This is a genomic window from Paenibacillus sp. J5 (assembly GCF_054955055.1).
In genome coordinates, this window is record NZ_JBUEDD010000006.1 from 180,656 (window position 1) to 201,047 (window position 20,392).

Here is a 20,392-nt window from a genome sequence, read left to right on the forward strand (position 1 = left end):
GTAAGACATGATATACAACGATTTCCATATGGACACCTGACCTAAATGATAATGAATATCATTATTGTTGTCAACACGCATTTTCATTTTTGCTGCAAGTCTGCTTTTTATGATGCATAGCCAATGCGAAGCTCTGTCTGAATGAGATCAAGATAAAAGTCTTGACAATGGACGAAGCGTTAAGCTAGTATTTTAACCGTAAGTGGACTTGGATAGTGCTGGGAATCCCCCAGCGGATCAATGAGTTTCCACTGGCGCCTGACCAGTTGATGATAGGGTAGCAGAGCATTCAAGCAATCAGCCAAGTGCATGTTGCGCAAGTGGATGGCCTATTCTGTCCATGGTGTGTATGCAGATTGAAGGGAGGGCAGGCTGCGGACAGGGAGGGACGTAAGGAGAGAGGTTGGTTATTGTATCCCGCGAGGATATTTTTTTTGCAACTCTAATGAGAATGATAATCATTACTTTTTAAGGCGGTGTATTGGAGGAAATGACCAGATGGTGGAGCATTCCGGCCGTGCTGCTGCTAGTATGGGTGCTGGCGCTTGGGCAGCCTGCGGCTGCTGTGGCAGCATCGGATTATGAGAGTGGCACCTACACGATTGATTATACGGTGCTAAAGGCGGAGAACGACTCGGCGTCCATGGCCAATGATTACTGGGAGAAGCCGGCGACCGTCATTGTCGATCAGGGCAAGCTGACCGTGCGCATGAAGATTAACCATAGCCAATGGGTCACAGACTTCAAGACGGAAACCGGGAGCGGCTACGATGATGTCAAGGTGATCAGCACCGACGAGAAGAGCGATACCCGAGTGACTGAATTTACAGTGACGAGCCTGGAAGAGTCGTTATTGTCTAAGATTCATGTCACGGTGGAATCGATCGATTATGACCATGATTATACGATCCGTTTTCGCTTTGATCTGGACACGATGAAGCTTGTGAAGGCAGCGGACAGCGTCAAGCCGCAAGAGAGCAGCAAGCCTGCGAAGTCCGAGGAGACTGCGAAGCCGGGGACGGGGGCTAAGGATAGCTCAGTGCCAGCAGTTGCAGATCAACAGGTGGCCGCAGACAAGCAAGCAGTTACAGACAAGCAGGCGGCAACAGATAAGCAAGCAGTCGCAGACAAGCAGGCGGTTGCAGACAAACAGACAGTTGCGGGTAAGCAGGCGGTTACAGATAAGCAAGAAGCCGCAGAGAAGCCAGCAGCTACAGAGACGTCGACCGCCGGAACCGACCGGGAATCAACCGGATCGGGCAGCAAGTCTGGTGATTCTGCTCAGCAGGATACGAAGCAGGCTGAAGCTGAGGTGAAGGAAGAGAACAGCAAGCTTGGTGGAGTCGGGGCGAAGCAGGATGATAGCAGGGCGGATGAAGCGGTGCCAAGCAGCGAGGACAGCAGCCCGGTTCAGCCATCATCGCAGACAGTTGCTGAGCAGGCCGAGTCGGGCAACGCGGATACGGAGAAGGGCGAGTCGATCGATGCACAGACTTCTAGCGATGTGGCAGCTCCTGCAGTGCAGGCGGCCAATTCTTCTGCTGGAAGCACCATTCCTATCATAGTGTTGGTCGTACTGCTGGCGTTGTCGGCACTGCTGCTGGCACGCAGGATGAGACGAGGCGCCAAGAGTTGATCTGAATCTGGCAAGGACGAGGCGAGAAGACATATAGAAGCTGACATCGCACAGCGCGTCCTAATAGTGATCAGCCAGCCGTATGACCGTATAATCACACAACAGTAAGAAGCTCTAGGCTTGTACTTGTAATTACAGAGGATAAAGGAGCGTATTCAATTGAAAACCGGATTCAAACGATATTTTTCCATGTTCGCAATGATTCTCGTTCTGCTAGGCTCAATCCCATTCCCGGCTGTACAGGCAGATAGCTCTGCACTTCAAGACGGCGAGTACACGATTGCCTTCAAGGTGTTGAAGGACGGCGTCGATGAGGCGTCGCAAATGGAGAGGTATGTAGAAAAGCCAGCCACGCTGATCGTAGATGGCGAGGAGAAGAGCGTATCGCTGACCTTAAAAAGCAGCAGCTCGATTCAGTCACTGTCCGTCGATTCTAATGGAGTGGGGAGAGAGAATCCTGATGGGTTTGTGGCGGTAACAGAGATCAGCAAGGATACCGAACACGACACTCGCCTCGTTCAGTTCCAGGTGAAAGACCTCTCTAGCAAGTTGAATGCTTCCATGCACGTTGTTGTTCCTTCTATAGGCTATGACAGCAAGTACATCGTGCAGCTTCAATTTGATGAGAGCAGTATTCAGCCGGTACATACAGAAACGCCGGAGCTTCCTGTGGAATCTGAAATCTATTTTTCGGCATTGCACAAGAGCGACAGCAAGCTGTCCAGCATGAACGATTATTTTGATAAGCCGGCCAAGCTGATCGTGAGCAGCACACAGACGAAGGTGCAATTCACTATTAACAACAGCTCAATCGTAACTAGCTTGAAAGTGGGCGCAGATATGACCGAGGCTACGACGGTCTCTGCGGATGCTGAGGCAAAAGCCCGTGTTGTCGAGTTCACAATTGACAGTGTGGAGGAGCTGGTTCCGGCTCGCGTGCATATTTCGACAGTAACTCCTAATGGGCCGTATGAGATGGATCATGACATTCGTTTGAATTTTCAGGCGGCCAATGCAACTGCGTTGAAGGCGTCTCTAGCTGCCGTCAAACAACAGTTAGAGGAGGCCGTTGTCGGGTCGGAACCGGGCCAATATCCGGCCGAGGCCAAGGCGAAGCTGGAGGAAGCGAGCCTTGCAGCATCGACCGTCAATTCGGATGTGTTTGCTACGCAAGCCCAGGTAGACGAAGCGGCAGAGACGCTGGAGAAGGCACTGGCGGCCTTCGCAGCGTCAGTGGTGACGGAGTCCCCTGAAGCACCGGAAGAGTCCGGGGTTTATCCGTTGAATTTTATGATCTACAAGGAGCATAGCGATATTCAGTCGGTCATGTATGATTATGTCATTCCGGAGAGCGGTAAATTGACCGTTAAGGATGACAAAATGTATGTATCGTTTACTTTGAAGCAAAGCAAGGAGATTACGAGCTTCAAGGTCAAGCAGAACGGTGAAATGACAGAGACGCAGACCGTGTCCAAAGACGAGGCAGCCAATACGCGCACGATACAGTTTGAAATTCAAGATCTGTCAGTGCGAGTCGCGGGCTGGGTCAAAATCTATTGGCAGATCACCCCGGATATGTTGTATGACAATGAATACGATGTGGCTCTTGGCTTTGAGCTGAAGGGCGCGCCAACTGCGGATAAGAGCGAGCTGCAAGCGGCGATTCAGGCGGCGCAGGCCAAGCATGATGAGGCGACAGAAGGCGCTCAAAGCGGACAATACCCTGCTGGAGCGAAAGCTGCGCTGCAAGCTGCAATTGAGGCGGCTGGCAAGGTGAATAGCAATGACAAGGCGCTGCAACTGCAAGTAGACCAGGCTGTGGCGGCATTGAAGGCCGCAGTCGCAAGTTTTGAGGGCTCTGTCATCCATGCGGAGCCAGTAAAATACACATTCGACTTCGTTGTCATGCAGGATAATAAAGATGTCGTATCCAAAATGGACGACTATTTCCTGAATCGTCACCTCAGCATTGTGAATGGAAAATACTACGTTCACTTCACCATCAAAAACAGCGATCAGGTCAAGGCTGTTCAGGTGAATAGTGAAGGAGACAACTATAAAAATGTCGATACGGTAAGTGAAGATTCGACGAATAGCACCCGTGAGGCAGTGTTCGAGGTGAAATCCCTGGATAATGTGTTGAAGGGGAAAGTCGAGATTCAGGTCGGAGCCTACAAGGCCACCCATAACATCCGTTTCGTATTCAACAAGGACAGCATCAAGCTGACGGACCTGTCCAAGGTGGAGAAGGGAAGCTATGTCGTGGAGCTGAAGGGCAGCGATGAGACAGCTAACGGCGCACTCGCAGCCGTGCTGAATGAAGCACCCAAGCTGGCAGTTCAGGAGGACGGCACCAAGACATTGGCCTTCACGATGAAGGATGGAGTGACGATCAACAAGCTGGAGCGTGCGGGTGGACAGGGCGGCTATATCGTCATCGATCCAGTGGGCACAAGCTCCGGCGCCAAGGCGCTGGTGAGCGTGCTGGCGGCAGCGGCTCCCGTCAAGTACGAATTGGCAGATCTGACCGCCAGCTACAGATTGACCGTGACTCAAGGCGGACAGGCTCAAGTCATCCCGTTCAGCTTCGATAGCGCCAAGCCGGTGCTGGGTGACGAAGGGGAGCAGCCGGGAGGCGAGAATCCGGGTACTGGAAATCCCGGTACAGGGAATCCGGGCAGTGGAAATCCGGGCAGTGGAAGTCCGGGGACTGGAAGCAATCCGGGGACTGGGACAGAAACGAAGGATGGGAAGTATAACATTCAGTACGAAGTGTTGAAGTATAATACCTCTTCGACCTCAGTCATGGACGGTTATGTAGAGCACCCTGCTACCTTACGTGTAGACAATGGACGCAATTATGTATCGATTACATTGAAGAACAGCCAATATATTACCGGCTTCAAGGTTGACCGCAACGGTTCGCTGGTGTCGCCATCCACTGTTGCGACGGATAAAGACAAGGACACACGCACGGTGGAGTTCGAGGTTAGCGATCTGACGAAGCCGCTGAAGGGCTGGGTCAAGGTGTACTGGCCGAACTTTGACGGCAACAACGGCCTGTATGACCATGAGTACGATGTGCATTTGAAATTTGGCAGCATCTCTGCATATTCGGCATCCGCAGGCAGCAACGGCGTGTCGAGCACAGAATATAAGTCAGGTGTCTATGATGTAGATTATTCCGTATTGAAGAAAGGTACGTCGACCAAGTCGGATGTCGATAGCCAACTCGTTCATCCAGGTACCGTCACCTATGCCTACGGCAAAACGTATTTCTCTGCTGTACTGAAAAATGAACAAATCAGCGAGCTTCGCGTAGAGCGTGGCACGGAGACGGAGCGTGCCAAGATTGCTGAGAAAGACGGACATAAATATGTGGAGTTCCAGGTGAACGATCTGTCGAAGGCAGTACATGGACGCCTGCGGATCACACTGGGCGACAACACCTACAGCTATCATGATGTGACGTTCACCTTCAACGAGAACAGCCTGCGTAAGCAAGGAGCTTCCTCCACTGGCGGCAAGGACACTGCAGGGGAGGGAGAGGCGGCGAATAGCTCCTCCACCGCAGGTGCCAAGCTGAAGGACATCGAGGGTCACTGGGCCAAGTCGGCCATTGAGAAAGCATTGGCAGAAGGCTTCGTAACCGGGTACAATGACGGCACGTTCCGTCCGAATGGCTCGGTGACACGCGGCGAATTTACAGCCATGATCGCCAGAGCGCTGAAGCTGGAGGGCAAGGCTGGCGAGCTGGCCTTCAAGGATGCCGCACAGATTCCTGCATGGGCTCAAGGCTATGTAGCCCAAGCGGTGGGAGCTGGCATTATCGGCGGCTACGCGGATCAGACCTTCCGTCCGGACAGCCTCATTACCCGCTCGGAGATGGCGGCTATGATCGTGCGCGCATCGGGGCTGCCGCTTGCAGCGGCAACGGCGCTCAGCTTTGAAGACAAGGGGCAAATGCCGCAATGGGCCCAGGCGCAGATTGCTACCGCCGTCCAAGCCGGACTGATGAGCGGCAAGACTCCAACCAAGTTCGTCCCGAATGCGAAGGCGACGAGAGCTGAAGCGGTAGCTGTTATTCTGGCGATGACGAATGTGCGGAGCAACGACGCATCGCAGCCGACAACGGAGGCGCAGGAGCCATCGCAGCCACAGAATCCGGCACAGCCAACCGCAGCAGTCAATGCCAAGGGCATCGCGAACGGCGAGTACAGTCTAAGCTACACTGTATTGAAGGATAAGACCGAGAACCAATCGGTTATGGATGAATATACGCTGAAGCCAGCCTCGGTCAAGGTTGATGGGGATAAGTATACGGTGACGCTGACCTTGAAAAATGCGAGCTGGATCAAATCGCTCAAGGTCGATCCGGGCAACGTCAACCATGACGCCTCCAAATTCGTTGAAGTCAAGACCATTAGCGAGGACAAGGTAAAGGATACCCGTGTAGTGCAATTTGAAGTTACTGGCTTGACTGATAAGCTATATGCCTATACGCATGTAATTGTTACGGGGGTTCCAGGGCTCGACTACGATAATGAGTACATTGTCCAATTCAAGTTCGACGCAGCAAGCTTAAAGGCGATCTAATTCACATGACACGCGAGACGTCATAGCGGTTCCGAAGAGTTGCTGTGGCGAGCGGATCAACCATCACGAGGATGTCAGGCAACTGGCGTCCTCTGTGATTTTCATTGAGCGGGGCCAACCCGTATGAAGCAGGAGAAGGGAGAAAGCGATGAGAGTAGGACAGAAGCTGCGCCTGCCAATGCTGCTGGCACTGCTGGTTATGGTTGTGATGACGGGCTGCTCAGCTAGCGGGTCAGGATCACAAGCAAGCAGTGGCGGTGCAAGCGGGGATGCGCAGAAGCAAGGAAGCGAAGTGAAGACACAGCCAGTGTCCCAGGGGATCGGTGAGGAGGCGAAGGCCGAGCAGCGTGTCATCGCGACTACCGTTGCGGCTACGGAGATGATGGATGCGCTGGAGATTGAGCTGGTGGGCATCCCGACCAGTGTCAAGGTGCTGCCGCAGCGCTATGACGGGCTGACCAAGGTGGGCAACCCGATGAAGCCGGATATGGAGATCGTCAAGTCGCTCAAGCCGACGGAGGTGCTATCCGTTACGACGCTTGAATACGATCTGAAGCCGATCTTTGATTCGGTGGGCATCACAGCCACATTTCTCGATCTGACCAGTCTGGAGCAGATGAAGCAGGCGATTGCGGAGCTCGGCAAGCGATATGACCGCGGGAAGCAGGCCGCCGCACTCCTCCAGCGATATGATGACAAGCTGGCGGACATCCAGCAGCGGATCGAAGGCAAGGAGCAGCCGACGGTGCTGATCCTAATGGGCGTCCCAGGAAGCTATCTGGTAGCAACCGAGCATTCCTACATTGGCGATCTGGTGCGGCTGGCCGGAGGCAAAAATATCGTGCAAGGCGAAGCCGTCGAATACCTGGCCTCCAATACAGAATATTTGCAGCAGGCGAACCCGGACATCATCCTGCGGGCAGCGCACGGCATGCCGGAGGAGGTTGTCGTGATGTTTAATGAGGAATTCAAGAAGAATGATATATGGAAGCACTTCAACGCAGTGAAGAACGGGCGCGTCTACGATCTGGAAGAGGCATTATTCGGCACGACCGGCAATCTTGCGGCGGACAAGGCGCTGGATGAGCTGATGAGGATGATGTATCCGCAATCATGAATGAAGACTCGCAATAACGAATGAAGACTCGCAAAGGATGTCTGGAATGAACAAAATTGCATGGAGCTTTGCCAGCGTAATCTTATTATTGCTGGTCGTCAGTTGCTACTCCGCCATCAAGGGGAGTCTGCAGGTAGGGGTGCTCGAGCTGTTCCAGGGATTGTGGAACGGCGACAACGAGACGGTTCATATCATTAAGGATTTGCGCTTCCCGCGAATTATTGTCTCGCTATACACGGGGGCATGTCTGGCGGTATCCGGTGTACTGCTCCAGGCGGTCATGCGCAACCCGCTGGCTGATGCCGGTGTCATCGGGATTTCGTCCGGGGCGGGTCTGTCCTCGCTGTTATTCGTCAGTTTTTTTCCGGCACTGTTCTTCTGGATGCCCCTCTTTGCCTTTATCGGGGGAGCCTTTGCATTTTTCCTGGTCTATTCCTTATCCTGGAGATCCGGGCTTAGTCCGGTACGCATCATCCTGGTCGGGATCGCGATCAATGCGATGTTCACTGGTATGGGGCAATCCTTCAATTATCGGGGCAGCTATGCGGCGGGCAGTGTCAATCAGGCGACCACCTCGATCTTCTCGATGAAGATATGGAAGGATGTCGACATCATGATGATGTACGGCACAGTCGGTCTGGTCGCAGCTCTATTCCTGTTCTCTTGGTGCAATGTGCTGTCCCTGCAGGACAAGACGGCTCATAATCTGGGCATTCATGTGACTCGTGCCCGGCTGGTTATCTCTGTCGTCGCTGTCCTGCTGGCCTCGATCGCGACAGCAGTGGGTGGACTGATCGCCTTTGTCGGCTTGCTGGTGCCGCATATCTCGCGTATCCTGGTCGGCTCCGACCATAAGGCGCTCATTCCGTTCTCTGCGCTGGCGGGGGCGCTGCTTATCCTGACGGCCGATACACTGGGGCGCACGGTGCTGGCTCCTAGTGAAATTCCAGCCTCGATTATTATGACGATTATCGGCGGGCCGTTCCTTATCTTTTTGCTAAGAAGGAGTGGACGCATCGATGGAAATTAATCAGGTCGTGTTCTCGTATGACCGCAAGACCGAGCATTTGAAGGGTGTAAGCAGCCAGATCGAGCCAGGCAGGGTCACGACGATCATCGGGCCGAACGGCTGCGGCAAATCGACGCTGCTGGGCGTCATGTCCAAAAACATCGTACCGCAGAGCGGTGAGATCGTGCTCGACGGCAAGGCGATCAGCAGCTATAAGCCGAAGGAGTTGGCGAAGAAGCTGGCGGTTGTTCATCAGCATAACGACGCTCCCGCGGATATTACGGTCGAGAGGCTGGTGAGCTATGGCAGAATGCCGCATCGCGGTATCCTGTCGCAGAACAAGGAGGAGGATGAGCAAGCTGTTGAATGGGCGCTGTCGCGCACCAAGCTGCTGGACAAACGGACGAAGCCGATCGACCAGCTATCGGGGGGAGAACGTCAGCGTGTATGGATCGCGATGTCGCTGGCACAGCGCACGCCGATTCTTTTTCTCGATGAGCCGACGACCTATCTGGACATGTATTACCAGATTGAGCTGCTGGAGCTGATCCGCGACCTGAATATCAGCCACGGCTTGACCATCGTCATGGTGCTCCATGATATTAATCAGGCGATCCGCTACAGCGACCATATTATTGTAATGAAGCAGGGCGAGATTATGGGACGCGGTACGCCGCAGGAGGTTGTGACCGAGGAGACGATGAAGTCGATCTACGGCGTTCATGTCGTGGTGAAGCAGGATCAGGAGCTAGGTCTGTATATTGTTCCCGTAGGCATATAACGATCTAATTCCCATTAGGTAAAATATGGATATTTGATTATTATTATGAAATTAATATCAGATTAATCCAAGGGGCTATCCGAAAAGTAAGTAGTTTAGCCGGGTGATTACAAAGCTAAAACCCTAAGAATGCTGTACTAACATTCTTGGGGTTTTAGCTTTAGTTAAATTGGGGTCAGCTCCGGCATTAGGTCAACCGCTGTACACAGGCAATGCCGCAGCATCCGAGTTGAACAGAAGGCGGTTGCTTGCCGCCTTGCAGAACAGCCCTTGCCGATGCTCCTGGTTGTGCTGCGGTATGGCTGCTACAGTTGTTGGGGCGTGCAAGCCCATATCGTGTCCAGGAAAGTCGGGAGCAGGCATGTGGTTCGGCCGCCGCCGTCATGCAGCGCGCGAGGCACTGTGGCTAGGGCATACGGCGCCCGGCTACGATATGCGCCAGGTCTTGGAGCTGGCCCATCATGGAGATGGGGTCTTCCCGCAGCCAATCCAGGTTTAATGGATAGACGCAGCCCCTTCGCACCGCATCTAACCCCTGCCATAGCGGACTGGCAGTCAAGGCGCGGAACTGCGCCTTAGACTCTGTATCCGGGGAGACGACAACAAACATGTGGTCGCCAGCATATAGCGGCATCTCATGCAGCGGTATATCCGCCTTGAATGGATGCCCCGATTCGCGCTGCATAGCTTCTACAGCCGCCGGGGCACGCAAGCCCATGTCGCGGTACAGCACTCCCATGTCGTAGTATACCTGGAAGGTTGATGGCAGGCCGCGCAGCCAGAAGAACGATACAGACTGGCTGGCGGAGATGCGCGAGCGCAACTGCTCTCGCGTCTCATGCAGTCTCCGCTGATATTGCTCGCTCCACGCCCTTGCAGCTTGGGTGCGGCCTGCCATATCCGCGATCAGGGCGAAGCGGTCAAAGAACGGCATCGTCCACGCAATATCGAGTGTTGGCGCAATACGTGCATACTCTGCGTAATGGTGGCCGTTGAAGGTAATGATGACATCCGGCTTCAGCTCTGCCAGCTTGTGAAGATAAGGGGTCACTACCGATTCGCCGATCTCCGCGATATTCTCGACATGGCCTCGGAAATAACCGCAATCCAGCAGTTGACTGGGAGCGCCGATCGGCTTGATGCCCAGGGTCAATATTTCACCTAAAAATTGCATCGACACCACCCGTGTCCGCTGCTTCCTGATCTTCATATACAGACGAGGCGAGATGCCTGTGTGCGCCTTGAAGCTGCGACTGAACTGGAAGGAGTCGCTGAAGCCCACCTTGCCCGCTGCTGCCTGAACGGACATTCCCGGCTCCTCCAGCAGATGCGCGGCCTGCTTGATGCGCTGTCCGATCATGTAATCGATGGGACTTTGCCCGGTCAACTGCCGGAACAGGCGTGAATAGTGGCGGACGGACAGGCCAGCCTTGCCGGCCAGTTGTTCCAGTGTAAAAGCGAGCGGCAATGTCTCATGTATCGACTGCACGGTTAGTTCGACAGCCTGCATGGCGTGCTGTGCTCTGCCGCCTGTAGGCAAGCGTGCCGCCTGCATCATCCGATAGATAAGCTCCTGAAAGGCAGCGTGTTGGCCGTAGCATTGCACGGCATCAGACGCATCGATGGGGGAGGAGAGACGCTCAGCAAGCTCACGGCACCGGGCGTAGGGAGCCGGCTGCAGCAGGGCGGGCTGATCCAGCGACAGCGGGGGGACGCCTGGAGTAGGCACACGCGCTGACGATGCGCCCGCTTCCGACACGCTCGGGGGCTGCGTGCTCGGCGGAGACACGCTTGTCGAGAGCAGCTCGGGGAGAGCGATGGGCTCGAATTCGATCAGGTGCAGCATGAGCGGACGCCCCGACACAGAGTGGAGCTGCAGAGCTTCGCCGCGAGGCAGGAGGAGGCAATTGCCGGGCTTCAGCACCCAGCTACAGCGCAGCCCTTGCGCCTCCCCTTCGCCTTCGGCAGGCAGCAGTAGCGACGGCCGATCGCTTCTAACGAGCGCGGCAGCGCTGTGCGCGTTGATATTCATTTGGCGCGATCCGGCCCATATATATAGGGGCATTATCATCGATGTTCCCCCCCCGCATGTCTGAATGCTTAGCACAGCGAATTATTGGCTCAGCAATCTGAGCGCATCGTCCAGTTGTGCTTCAAAGGATAAGATATCATAGGAAAACCATAGCTTAGAGTCTACCGTGTAGATGTTATTGTTCTGCACAGCAGGCAGTTTGTGCCATAGGCTGCTGTCTTCTACCTGTTGCAGAAACTCAGGATCATTGTCGAACTTCACGACGAACAGTCGATCGGCTGAGGCATATTCGGGCAGTGTCTCCAGTGAGACACTCATGCCAAGCTCATGGCCGCCCTTATCCCACTCACGCTTCACCGCATCCGTCATCTTAAACTGAAGGGTTTGATACAAAGTATAGCCTACGTTCAGGTCGCCGTAAATTCTCAGTTGTCCTTTTTCGTACCCGCCGATCACTACAACACCGAACGTTTCATCGGGGCGCACATGCTTCGCAAGCGTGGCGCGCACATCGACGCTTTTGGCTTCATAAGCGCTGATCCAATTCTCCGCTTCCTGCTTTTTCCCGAGCAGACCTGCGACATCACGGAAATGCTGAAAGGCGTCACGGCCTTCCCACTTGATGACCACCGTCGGGGCAATCTTGCTCAACTGATCCAACTGTGCTTCATTCCATTCGGCGGCAATAATCAGATCCGGCTTCAGTTGGAGGAGCTTCTCCAGGTTGGGGTCATTGGCTGCCCCGACATCCTCAATGCCATCAATCCGATCCGCGAGCGACTTGTAATTGTTCAGCAGGTGGGATACCGCACCGATCGGCTTGACGCCGACAGCGATCATTTCCGGCAAATATTGCGTGGTCACAATCCGTTGCGGCTGTCGTGGAATATCCACATTGCGTCCTAGTGCATCGGTGAAGGTCTGTGTGGCGTCAACCTTCTCCGGTTCACTAGGATGAGCAGGGTTAGGCGCTGTCTCCTCTTTGCCGCAGGCGGACAGGATAGCGGTCAGGCAGAGCAGCCCGATAAGCAGGCAGAGTTTGAGGCGATGAATGTTCATAGCAAAAGATCCCCTTTGTACGCATAATTGATAATCATTATCAATTATAGTGAGAAATGCAGATGACGTACATGACATATCTTGCCCTGTTCTTGTCATATGTGGACAGAGGCCTGCCCCCAATTCATATAACACTGTGTGTACGGCGCAGAAGACGGGGTCCACGTGAAGGAAAATGACATGGCCATGTAGAATGTCCTATTAGGCATGTATCAAGAGAGTGGAGGAGGGGACGCAACATGAAGCTATTGTTTGCTGCTGCTGAGGGCAGCCCTTTTGTCAAAACAGGGGGATTGGCCGATGTAATCGGGGCGCTGCCCAAGGCACTCCGCAAAAACGGAGTGGATGCCCGCGTTGTGTTGCCTAAGTACAAGACCATTGCCCAGGAACAGGTGCAAAGGATGCAGTTCATCACGCATATAGAGGTTCCGATGGGATGGAGAGCCTGCTACTGCGGTATTTTCATGACTGAGGAGGAGGGCGTGCCGACCTATTTTATCGACAACGAGTATTTCTTCGGCGCACGCGATGGCATATATGGGCACGGTGATGATGAGGAACGGTTTGCCTTCTTTAATCGTGCTGTGCTGCACATCTTGCCTCATATCGGCTTCCAGCCGGACATCATCCACAGCCATGACTGGCATACAGGCATGGTCGCCCCGCTGCTCCACAAGCACTACCGGCATGATCCTTTCTACCACTCGATCAAAAATGTATTCACAATTCACAATTTGCAATATCAGGGCGTATTCTCCCATCGGATACTGGGCGAGCTGCTGGAGCTGGATGATTCCTACTTTCGATCCGAAGGGGTGGAATACAAGGGCGGTGTCAGCTTCATGAAAGGTGGCATCCAGTATGCCGAGCATGTAACGACGGTTAGCAGAACCTATGCACAAGAGATTCAGACCGATTATTTCGGGGAAGGGCTGGATGGCTGCCTGCGCTGGCTGGGCGATCGGTTAAGCGGCATCGTGAATGGCATCGACCAGCAGAGCTATAATCCGGCGACTGACGCGGCGCTTGCCTACCGATACCGATCCAGCCTGAATACGAAACGGCAGAACAAGATGGAGCTCCAGCGGGAGCTGGGTCTGGAGCAGAACCGGAGGGTGCCGATGATCGGGATGGTCGGACGGCTGACTGCTCAGAAGGGGCTGGATCTGGTGGAGCATGTGCTGGGCGAGCTGCTGGAGCAGGACAGCTTCCAACTCGTGGTGCTGGGAACCGGGGATGCCGTATACCAGGATATGTTCCGTCACCTGGCCTGGCGCTATCCACAGCGGCTGTCGGCACAGATACGCTTTGACGAGGGGCTGGCCCGGCGCATCTATGCATCCTCCGACCTGTTCCTTATGCCGTCGCGCTTCGAGCCATGCGGCCTGAGCCAGATGATCGCCATGCGATATGGAAGTATCCCGATCGTGCGCGAGACAGGGGGCTTGAGTGACACGGTGCACGCCTATAACGAATATACCGGAGAAGGGAACGGCTTCTCATTTACCCATTATAATGCCCATGATATGATGCATACGATTCGCCGTGCGCTGCGAATCTACGAGCAGCCCGACCAATGGGAGCAACTGGTGCGTAATGCGATGAGCGGAGACTATAGCTGGAACCGTTCGGCTCAAGAATATATGGCCCTGTATGAGCAAGTGATTGCTAATCCGACAAAACTTATATGATTTTATTGCTATCTTTAGCACAACCTATTGACAATTGCCTGCGATGAATTTATGATTAGAAAATAACAACGCCACTTACTTTTTTAATGTAAGTATCTGTCTCATCCGCACGATGAGGTCATAAGGTTCATCTGGCATTGTCTAATAATACTATGTAGCATACTGATCTTCGGGGCAGGTGCAATTCCTGACCGGCGGTGAAGCTGAACAAGCGAAGCCCGCGACTCTCTAAGCCGACAACGGCAAGGGGACTGACTTGGTGTGAATCCAAGGCCGACGGTATAGTCCGGATGGGAGAAGATCGCCAATATCATATGCGCAGACTCTGTTGCAGGCTTCATGCGGCACAGCGTCGGCTTCCGTTCACATCTAAGAGCGTATACGTGCACATGTATACAGGTCTTCTATGTCTATGCGATACAAGGCTTAGTCCGTCAAGAATGGCGACACCCTTCTACGCTTGGGAAACGTGAGTCGGCTAGCTGTCGCTCTATGAAACCATGCAGCGTGGTTGTATTCGGTGAAGTCCGATATAGCTACTTCTGTCGTATGTTTATTTGGCTGGCCCCGTTTCGCTGATTAGTCGCGAGGCGGGGCTTTTCGCATGCAACTCCATAATTCGCCATGCGTTCCCTGAAGGTTGGATGCGTGAAGGAGCATTCAGCCATGAGTCATTTGTCCACAAGCCTATTCAAAAATCAAGCCGTCAAGCCTGCCTTTTGGTTTGTCGTGCTGGGGGCGGCGCTATGGGGCGTCGACCCGCTGTTCCGCATTATCCTGCTCGATTCCTTGACCTCCACACAGATTGCGCTGTTGGAGCACATCATCCTGGTGCTGTTCATGGCGCCGGTCATGTGGAAGCACCGCCGGGAGCTGCGCAAGCTGCGGCTGCGCCATCTGGGCGCGCTGCTGTTCATCTCATGGGGAGGCTCTGCACTGGCGACAATTATGTTCACCAAGGGTCTGGAGACAGGGGATCTGAACGCGGTTCTGCTGCTGCAGAAGCTGCAGCCGCTCTTCGCGATCCTGATGGCGAGATGGCTGCTCAAGGAGAGTCTGCCGAAGTCGTTCGGGACATTGTTTATCGTAGCTATCGTTGGCACATATCTGTTGACCTTCGGCTTCAAGCTGCCGTTCACCAATCTGAACGATATTATTCAAATAGGCAGTCTGATGTCTATTGGCGCCGCGTTGCTGTGGGGCGGGTCAACGGTTATGGGGCGCTACCTGCTGGGTGCTGTCAACTATGAGACCGTCACCTCGCTGCGATTCATACTGGCGCTGCCGTTGCTGCTGGCGCTGGTGATCGGAGAGCGCCAGGTATGGACACTGCCGGGAGAGTCGGGGGCGCTGGCGCTGGTCGGCCTCAACCTGCTGCTGCAGGCGCTGCTGCCAGGACTGCTTAGTCTGCTGCTCTACTACAAGGGGCTGAGCGCGATCAAGGCTTCTTATGCCACGCTGGCGGAGTTGAGCTTTCCGATGGTGGGCGTGATGATCAACTGGATCGCCTTCCAGCAGGTGGTCACGGTGACACAGGTTGCGGGCTTCCTGATGATCTGGGCGACGCTGCTGATTATATCCCGCCAGCAAGAGCGCAACGCGCAGCCTCTGGCGGCAGCTTGAATGGATAGACGGCACGGGCGAGAGCCTGTGCCGTTTTTTTGGAGGCATAGCCCGCCCAAGACGGCAGAGCCGTTACCGCTTAGCTCCAAAATAATTCCCGCCACGTGTTTCATCGCCCCCGTATACGGTTAATGACAGGCATGGTCGGCAGCAACAGGGCTGTCCCGCCATTCATAGACTTTCATACCTTGCAAGGCAAGCTGCTCACTATAGGCTTGTCTATATTTGTATGTATGGCTCGGCAGTGCGCAGTATACGACTGGAGGAAATCAAGGTGATGTGTACGACATGAAGATGAAGACGAAGATGATGATTGGCTCCATATTTCTAATTGCAGTCGTGGGGCTGCTCGCTGGCATGGGCATCGTCAACACCCGTGATCAGAGCAAGGAGCTGAATCTGCTGTACAATGCCAGATACCAGAAGCTGCTGCTGGCCTATGAGTATCGTACCCAAGTCAATGAGGTTTCCAAGAGTCTTACGAATATGCTGCTGAGTCCGACAGACGAGGCGAAGGCGGCACAGATGGAGCCAATCCGCACGGCCTGGAGCCAGGCAGCAGACGTATACGACCAGTTGGAGCTCACAGAGGGGGGACAACTGGAGACGAAGATATTCTCGGAGATGGAGCAGGCACAGGATGAATATAGAGCTTTTATCCAGTCGGCTCTCCAACTGTCCGGCAAGGGTGAGATCAGAGCTGCGGTCGACCTGCTGATGAACGAGGGGCTGGATGCCCAAAATGAGCTGCTATACCGCACCAACGAGCTGGCAAGCTACCAGAAACGGGGCATGAGTGAGGCGTTCGAGCAGGCGCTGGAGGATAACGAGCGCACTTCACAGCTCATGTGGCTGACAGCTCTGATTGGCCTGGTGCTCAGTGCAGCGGCTATGATGTGGAATGTCCGCCATCTTAGCCAGGGGCTGGACAGTCTGGCAGCTATTATCCGAGGCTTCGCCCGTGGCACATTGGATGCCCACGCGCGCGTGCGAATTTCCCGCAAGGATGAATTCGGCGAGGTGTCGCAGGTGTTCAATAAGCTGGCAGATGATATAGAGGAGAAGAGCAGCAAGGAGCAGCTATACAACAAGCGGGTCGAGGAGGAATCCTGGATTCAGTCCAATCTCGCCGCGGTGGTTACGACGCTGCAGGCCGATACAACGATTGAAGCGGCTAGTCATGCCTTTATTAATACAATCGCTACAATGGTAGATGCTGCTTATGGTGCCTTGTATGTGCGCCAGGGGTATGGGGAACAGCAGTTTTTCAAGCTGGAGGGCGCTTTTGCCTTTGAGGATGAGTCGGCCTTCGAGAAGCTATTCGTATTTGGACAGGGACTGGTTGGCCAGTGCGCGCTGGAGAAGCGGCCGCTCAAGCTGTCCCAGGTGCCGGATGACTATGTAAGGGTGCATTCTGGCTTGGGCAGCAGTGCGCCGTCCCATCTGCTGCTGTATCCCATTCTGTATAATGATCGCACCGTAGCCGTCATTGAGCTGGCCTCGATGACGCCCTTCACGGACTTGCAGCGCAGACTGCTGCGCGAGGTGTCCGGCAATCTGGGCGTGCTGTTCAACAATCTGTTCGACCGTATCCGTATCGGGGAATTGCTGCGAGAATCACAGGCGCAATCGGAAGAGCTGCAGGCACAGTCTGAGGAGCTGATCTCCCAGCAGGAGGAGCTGCGCAGCTCGAACGAACGATTGGAGGAGCAGACGAAGCAGCTCAAGAAGTCGGAGGAGCTGCTGCAGATGCAGCAGGAGGAGCTGGAGCAGACGAATGAGGAGCTGCTGCAGAAGACGCATCTGCTGGAGCGCGAGATGAGGCAGGCGAAGCTGGTAAATGAACAGTTGGAGCGGACGAAGGCAGCGCTGGAGCAGCAGGCCGTGCAGTTAGCCCTGTCGTCCAAATACAAGACGGAGTTTCTGACCAACATGTCCCATGAGCTGCGCACGCCGCTTAACAGCTTGCTGATTCTGTCGCAGATGCTGATGGATAATCAGGAGGGCAATCTGACGAGGAAGCAGGTGGAGTTCGCGGCTACGATTCATTCATCCGGCAGCGATCTGCTCAAGCTGATCGATGAGATTCTAGATCTGTCCAAGATTAGTGCGGGCAAGATGGAGGTCGTGATCGAAAGTGTGCCGCTAGACAAGCTGGAGCAGTACGTTCGACGCAGCTTCATGCCCGTCAGCAGTCAGCGGGGAATTGCTCTGGAGACGGTCTTGGATGATAATCTTCCGACCGAAATCTATACCGACAGCCACAGGCTGAAGCAGGTATTCAAGAATCTGCTCTCCAATGCGTTCAAGTTCACGTCACATGGAAAGGTGATATTCCGTATTCGCCGCGCGCAGCCGCAGGAGCAGCCACTGCTTGCGGGAAGAGGCAGGCTGGTGGCGTTCGAGGTGACGGATACTGGTATTGGCATACCGGCTGACAAGCAGCAATTGATCTTCGAGGCGTTCCAGCAGGCGGATGGAACGACGAGCCGCATCTATGGCGGCACCGGCCTGGGCCTGGCGATCAGCCAGGAGCTGGCCTCGCTGCTGGGCGGAGTCATCGCGCTGAGCAGTGAGGAAGGGAAAGGCAGCACCTTCACGCTCTATATACCGGAGGCGCATATCCCTCAGGAGGAGGCGGGCTCGGAGAGGAACCTTGCCCAGTGGCGGCACGAGCATACGCCTTTGCCGCAGCCTCTGCCGCAGCCTCTGCCGTTGCACGCAGCCGCAGAGGCTGCGGCAGGTCGCGTAGCCGAATGGAACGACAAGGAGGAGCCGGACAAGAGGGCTGATTCGTGTATCGAAGACGATCTGGAGCAGCTCCAGCCATCCGATAAGGTGGTGCTGATCATCGAGGACGATGTCAACTTCGCCAAGGTGCTGCTCGACATTGCCCGTTCCCGCGGCTTCAAGGCGATCGTCGCGCTGCAAGGCGACAAGGGACTGTCGTATGCGCGGCTGTATACACCAGATGCGATATTGCTCGATATACAGCTACCTGTGCTGGACGGCTGGGCGGTGCTTCACCAGCTGAAGCATCATGCGCAGACGCGGCATATTCCTGTTCATGTGATCTCGGTAGCCGACAATATTCAGCAAGGGCTGTCCATGGGCGCGCTCGCTTATGTGAAGAAGCCAGCGGACAAGTATAGTCTGGAGCAGGTGTTCAACCAGATCGAGGCGTTTCTGGAGCGTGATCTGAAGCGGCTCTTGCTGGTGGAGGACGATGAGGCGCAGCGCCGCAGCATTATGGAGCTGATCGGGCATGATGATGTGCTGATCCGTGCAGTGTCCACTGGAGGGGAGGCGCTTGCGCAGCTCAAGGAGCAGCAATTCGACTGCATGGTGCTGGATCTGGGGCTGCCGGACATCTCCGGCTTCCAACTGCTTGATGCGATTCGCGGCCATGAGCGGCTGCGGGAGCTGCCGATTATTATCTATACCGGCCGTGAGCTGGATAAGAAGCAGGAGCTGCAGCTCAAAAAATATGCCGGCACTATCATTATCAAGGATGTCAAGTCCCCCGAGCGGCTGCTGGACGAGACGACGCTGTTCCTGCATCGGGTGGAGGCTGATCTGCCCGAGGACAAGCGCAAGATGCTGCGCAAGCTTCACAATATGGAATCCATCTTTGAGGATAAAACCATCTTGATTGCCGATGACGATATTCGCAATGTGTTTGCGCTCTCCAGTGTGCTGGAGGGGTACAAGATGAATATTGTCTATGCGGAGAACGGCAAGGAGGCATTAGAGCAGCTTGAGCGGCAACCGGATATTGATCTGGTGCTGATGGATATTATGATGCCGGAGATGGACGGCTACGAGGCGATGCGCGAGATTCGGATGAGACCGCAATTCGAACGGCTCCCGATTATCGCAGTCACCTCCAAGGCAATGAAGGATGACAGGGATAAATGCATTGAGGCCGGCGCATCGGATTATATTGCCAAGCCGGTAAATACGGAGCAGCTACTGTCTCTGATGAGGGTGTGGTTATATCAATAAGCAACAGCATGAGATAGGCGAGCGGGAACGGATCGAGATCGAGCTGCTCCTTGATGCCGTGTATCGGATGTACGGCTATGATTTCCGCAACTATGCCTTCTCCTCCATACGCCGCCGCATCTGGCACAGAGTGAACGCTGAGCAGCTTCCGACGATTACATCCCTGTTAGAGAGGGTGCTGCATGATCGGGCATTCATGGATCGACTGCTGGCGGATCTGACCATCCATGTGACAGAGATGTTCCGCGATCCCGAGATGTTTCTGGCGTTCCGCAGAAAGGTGGTACCGCTGCTGCGAACCTATCCGTTCATCCGCATCTGGCATGCCGGCTGCTCCAGCGGCGAGGAGGTGTACTCGATGGCGATCCTGCTGCAGGAGGAGGGGCTGTATGATAAAACCCGCATCTATGCCACCGATGCGAACGGGGATATTCTGGAGCGGGCCAAGACGGGCGTCTTCCCGCTGGAGCGGATGCGTCTGTACACGCGCAACTACATGGAGGCCGGAGGCAGGGCTGACTTTTCGCAATACTATACGGCGAGATATGATTCGGTTATTTTTAATGCCGACTTGAAGAAAAACATCGTCTTTGCCCAGCATAATCTGGTGACAGACAGTTCATTTAACGAATTTCATGTTATTTTGTGCAGAAATGTAATGATCTACTTCAACCAGCAGTTGCAGGATCATGTGCATCATCTGTTGTATGACAGCTTGAGCACCTTTGGTGTGCTGGTATTGGGCACGAAGGAAACAATTAATTTTACGCAGCATGCCGCCGATTACGACGAGCTGGATATGCACAACCGGCTGTACCGGAAGTTCAGATAGAGGATGAGGGC

11 protein-coding genes and 1 riboswitch are annotated in these 20,392 nt (G+C 54.5%); of the genes, 9 read left to right on the forward strand and 2 right to left on the reverse strand.

Going from position 1 to position 20,392, the window contains the following annotated elements:
- Positions 1–490: 490 nt before the first annotated feature.
- The 5 genes from isdC to ACY1JZ_RS13230 all read left to right on the forward strand — a co-directional run bounded on the left by isdC (position 491) and on the right by ACY1JZ_RS13230 (position 9,139).
- Positions 491–1,636 (forward strand): heme uptake protein IsdC, encoded by a 1,146-nt coding sequence (gene isdC / locus ACY1JZ_RS13210; RefSeq protein WP_462629550.1) that lies wholly within the window; start codon positions 491–493, stop codon positions 1,634–1,636.
- Positions 1,637–1,795: 159 nt separating this feature from the next.
- Positions 1,796–6,232 (forward strand): NEAT domain-containing protein, encoded by a 4,437-nt coding sequence (locus tag ACY1JZ_RS13215; protein ID WP_462629551.1) that lies wholly within the window; start codon positions 1,796–1,798, stop codon positions 6,230–6,232.
- Positions 6,233–6,380: 148 nt separating this feature from the next.
- On the forward strand, positions 6,381–7,349 hold the full coding sequence (gene isdE / locus ACY1JZ_RS13220) for a heme ABC transporter substrate-binding protein IsdE (RefSeq protein WP_462629552.1): 969 nt from the start codon (positions 6,381–6,383) through the stop codon (positions 7,347–7,349).
- Between the two features lie 46 nt (positions 7,350–7,395).
- Entirely contained in the window at positions 7,396–8,379 is a 984-nt protein-coding gene (locus ACY1JZ_RS13225) for a FecCD family ABC transporter permease (RefSeq protein ID WP_462629553.1), read from the forward strand.
- Positions 8,369–9,139, forward strand: coding sequence for an ABC transporter ATP-binding protein (locus ACY1JZ_RS13230; RefSeq protein ID WP_462629554.1), 771 nt, complete (start codon positions 8,369–8,371; stop codon positions 9,137–9,139). Before ACY1JZ_RS13225 ends, ACY1JZ_RS13230 begins: the two co-directional genes overlap by 11 nt.
- 406 nt (positions 9,140–9,545) lie before the next feature.
- On the opposite strand, the gene ACY1JZ_RS13235 is transcribed toward ACY1JZ_RS13230, so the two are convergent.
- A complete protein-coding gene (locus ACY1JZ_RS13235; protein ID WP_462629555.1) occupies positions 9,546–11,171 on the reverse strand; it encodes a helix-turn-helix domain-containing protein in 1,626 nt (541 codons plus the stop codon).
- Between the two features lie 81 nt (positions 11,172–11,252).
- Positions 11,253–12,230 (reverse strand): ABC transporter substrate-binding protein, encoded by a 978-nt coding sequence (locus ACY1JZ_RS13240; RefSeq protein ID WP_462629556.1) that lies wholly within the window; start codon positions 12,228–12,230, stop codon positions 11,253–11,255.
- A 239-nt stretch (positions 12,231–12,469) separates the two neighbouring features.
- Here ACY1JZ_RS13240 and glgA point away from each other — a divergent pair, with 239 nt between their 5' ends.
- From glgA to ACY1JZ_RS13260, 4 genes are all read left to right on the forward strand, one after another.
- Entirely contained in the window at positions 12,470–13,921 is a 1,452-nt protein-coding gene (gene glgA, locus ACY1JZ_RS13245) for a glycogen synthase GlgA (protein ID WP_462629557.1), read from the forward strand.
- Between the two features lie 161 nt (positions 13,922–14,082).
- Positions 14,083–14,227: riboswitch (FMN riboswitch) on the forward strand.
- A 360-nt stretch (positions 14,228–14,587) separates the two neighbouring features.
- A complete protein-coding gene (locus ACY1JZ_RS13250) occupies positions 14,588–15,544 on the forward strand; it encodes a DMT family transporter (protein WP_462629558.1) in 957 nt (318 codons plus the stop codon).
- A gap of 288 nt (positions 15,545–15,832) precedes the next feature.
- On the forward strand, positions 15,833–19,549 hold the full coding sequence (locus tag ACY1JZ_RS13255) for a response regulator (RefSeq protein ID WP_462629559.1): 3,717 nt from the start codon (positions 15,833–15,835) through the stop codon (positions 19,547–19,549).
- Positions 19,542–20,381: a CheR family methyltransferase gene (locus ACY1JZ_RS13260; RefSeq protein WP_462629689.1), complete on the forward strand. Its 840-nt coding sequence runs from the start codon at positions 19,542–19,544 to the stop codon at positions 20,379–20,381. The genes ACY1JZ_RS13255 and ACY1JZ_RS13260 overlap by 8 nt, the downstream gene beginning before the upstream one ends.
- The last annotated feature ends 11 nt before the right edge of the window (positions 20,382–20,392 follow it).

Coding starts and splice junctions, on each gene's coding strand:
- isdC (WP_462629550.1), top strand. CDS start 491: ATGACCAGATGGTGGAGCATTCCGGCCGTGCTGCTGCTAGTATGGGTG.
- isdE (WP_462629552.1), top strand. CDS start 6,381: ATGAGAGTAGGACAGAAGCTGCGCCTGCCAATGCTGCTGGCACTGCTG.
- ACY1JZ_RS13225 (WP_462629553.1), top strand. CDS start 7,396: ATGAACAAAATTGCATGGAGCTTTGCCAGCGTAATCTTATTATTGCTG.
- ACY1JZ_RS13230 (WP_462629554.1), top strand. CDS start 8,369: ATGGAAATTAATCAGGTCGTGTTCTCGTATGACCGCAAGACCGAGCAT.
- ACY1JZ_RS13235 (WP_462629555.1), bottom strand. CDS start 11,171: ATGAATATCAACGCGCACAGCGCTGCCGCGCTCGTTAGAAGCGATCGG.
- ACY1JZ_RS13240 (WP_462629556.1), bottom strand. CDS start 12,230: ATGAACATTCATCGCCTCAAACTCTGCCTGCTTATCGGGCTGCTCTGC.
- glgA (WP_462629557.1), top strand. CDS start 12,470: ATGAAGCTATTGTTTGCTGCTGCTGAGGGCAGCCCTTTTGTCAAAACA.
- ACY1JZ_RS13250 (WP_462629558.1), top strand. CDS start 14,588: ATGAGTCATTTGTCCACAAGCCTATTCAAAAATCAAGCCGTCAAGCCT.
- ACY1JZ_RS13255 (WP_462629559.1), top strand. CDS start 15,833: ATGAAGATGAAGACGAAGATGATGATTGGCTCCATATTTCTAATTGCA.